Genomic DNA, 1,950 nt, shown 5'->3' with positions numbered 1-1,950 from the left:
CGGTCAGATGACCTTCGGCCGCCTGCGTCATGCGCCCTTCGTGCTGTCGCTCCTGTCGATGATGCTGCCGTTCACAGCGCTCATGGGTTATCTCTTCGCGCAGCCGGCGCTGTTCGGCGCCATGTCCCTGCCGACCTGCCTGATGTTCCTTGCGCTTGGCACCGCCTGCTCCGCGCGCTTCGCGAGGCGCCCGATGATGCGGGCGTTGATCAGCGGCTCGCAGGTCGGGCAGGCCTCGCGCCTGACACTCGCTGCATGGTGCGGCTGGCTCGCGGGAGAGGCGCTGGTGCTGAAACTGGTCCCGCCCGCCTTCTACACGCTCAGCATGTTCGTGCTGCTGGTGATCTCGTCGATCTTCGTCTTCATCATGGTGCTCTATCTCGCGATGAAGGCCGAACAGCACCGGTTGCGCCGCAAGACCCGCAACCGCTTCCTCGTCGAGGCGCTGCACCGCGACGGGCTCACGCGGCTCTACGGTCGGGAAATGGGAGCGCTCTACATGCAGTGCTATGGCCCCACGGCCTCGGTCGCGATGATCATGATCGGCGTCGACCATTGGGAGGATCTGGTGGCCCGGAAAGGGACCGAGACCGCCGAGCGCCTGCTGCGCCGTATCAGCGGCGCGCTCTACCTGGACTCGGGCTCCGAGGAGTTGCTGATCCGCTGGGACGATGGCCGCTTCCTGCTGCTCTCCTACGCGCTCACGCCTGAGACGCTCAAGGACCGGGCCGAGCGGCTGCGGCAGAAGGCCGGCGCAACGGGGGATCTGGGGGGCGACCTCTCCGAGGTTTCGATCTCCGCCGGTGCCGCCTGCGCACGGCGCGGAGACGTCACGCTGGAGCCGGCCGCACTACGGGCCCGCTCCGCTCTGCTGGAGGCCGAGCGCGCCGGCTGCAACCGGGTGGTGCTGTCGCTGGTGGCGTGAGGTTGGGATCTGGACAGCGGACGGTCGCGGTGTGGTGATCCACGCGATTGACTTGGCGACGCACCTCAACGGCACAGTGGTGCATGAGGTCAGAGTGGCGGTGCGCCAGTTGGGCGTCGCGATGCAGGACACCGGCGATGTCCTGACCCCCACGCGCCATTTGTATCTTAGGGCCGGGTGGCCGGGACGCGATCCATGAGCGGGCGCCCGCTCAGCCGTTGGCGATCAGAGCAACCGGATCAGAGCAACCGGTGGGCCGCAGTCTCGGAGCGTTTCCGGTCTGAGCCATTTCTGTCAGGAGGCCGAATCCAACGTTACTCGACTCCGAGTCCGGACGCACCAGGCCCGGCTCCACCGCCCGCCTCAGGTCCGGAAGTGCTTCGAAAGCTTTAGCCCCTGGCCCTGGTAGTTCGACGCGATGCCCGCACCGTAAAGCTGCTGCGGCAGCTCGTCCATGCGCTCGTAGACCAAGCGGCCGACCACCTGCCCGTGCTCCAGCACAAAGGGCGCCTCGTGGCAGCGCACCTCGAGCACTCCGCGCGAGCCGGTGCCCCCGGCGCCTGCGTGGCCGAAGCCCGGATCGAAGAAGCCCGCGTAGTGCACCCGGAATTCGCCCACCATCGCAATGTAGGGCGCCATCTCGGCGGCATAGGCGGGCGGGATATGCACCGCCTCGCGGCTCACGAGGATGTAAAAGGCGTCGGGGTCGAGGATCAGTTGCCCGCGGTCGCTGTGGAGCGGATCCCAGAAATCCTTGGCGTCGTAGTGCCCGATCAGGTCGAGATCAATCACCCCGGTGTGCGGCTTGGCGCGCCAGCCCACGAGCCGCCCATGCCCGGGCCGAAGGTCGACCGAGAAGCCGAGCCCTTGGCCAATCACCGCGGGACCGCCGGTCACAAGCGTTTCGGTGGCGTGCAACGCTGCGAGCGCCTCGTCGCTCAGCACCGACTGGCCGCGACGGAAGCGGATCTGGTTCAGCCGCATGCCGGTGCGCGCCAGCACGGAGAAGCTGCGCGGGCAGATCT

General features: G+C 67.7%; 2 protein-coding genes. One reads left to right on the top strand and one right to left on the bottom strand.

What is annotated here, in order from left to right:
• Positions 1-925, top strand: a 925-nt coding sequence (locus HC022_RS25265; protein WP_167454225.1) for a diguanylate cyclase, incomplete at its 5' end; no start/stop codon positions are given.
• A gap of 363 nt (positions 926-1,288) precedes the next feature.
• On the opposite strand, the gene HC022_RS25260 is transcribed toward HC022_RS25265, so the two are convergent.
• A partial coding sequence (locus tag HC022_RS25260; protein ID WP_167454224.1) for a 2'-deoxycytidine 5'-triphosphate deaminase occupies positions 1,289-1,950 on the bottom strand: 662 nt, incomplete at its 5' end.

The organism is Salipiger sp. HF18 (assembly GCF_011806505.1).
In the GTDB taxonomy this organism is placed as follows: Bacteria; Pseudomonadota; Alphaproteobacteria; order Rhodobacterales; family Rhodobacteraceae; genus Salipiger; species Salipiger thiooxidans.
This window is presented reverse-complemented; position numbering and strand designations above follow the sequence as displayed.